This is a genomic window from Bradyrhizobium uaiense (assembly GCF_010811875.1).
In the GTDB taxonomy this organism is placed as follows: domain Bacteria; phylum Pseudomonadota; class Alphaproteobacteria; order Rhizobiales; family Xanthobacteraceae; genus Bradyrhizobium; species Bradyrhizobium uaiense.
Genome location: NZ_VKHP01001238.1, coordinates 1 through 218, shown reverse-complemented (window position 1 = coordinate 218; position 218 = coordinate 1). Strand labels below are relative to the sequence as shown.

The window sequence follows — 218 nt, the reverse complement described above, 5'->3', positions numbered from 1 at the left end:
CGCGACAACCGAATGTTCGTTGAAGGAGTGCTGTGGATCGTGCGTACGGGGTCTCCCTGGCGCGATCTCCCGGAGGTCTTCGGCGATTGGAACAGCGTGTTCCGGCGCTTCAGCCGATGGAGCATCAAGGGTGTTTGGTGGCGGATCTTCGAGGCGATGTCCGATGATCCGGACTTCGAATATCTGATCGTCGATTCCACCATCGTTCGGGCGCATCA

General features: G+C 58.7%; 1 protein-coding gene. It reads left to right on the top strand.

Going from position 1 to position 218, the window contains the following annotated elements; genetic code table 11:
* On the top strand, positions 1–218 hold a 218-nt coding region (locus FNJ47_RS55870; RefSeq protein ID WP_163163944.1), incomplete at both ends, for a transposase.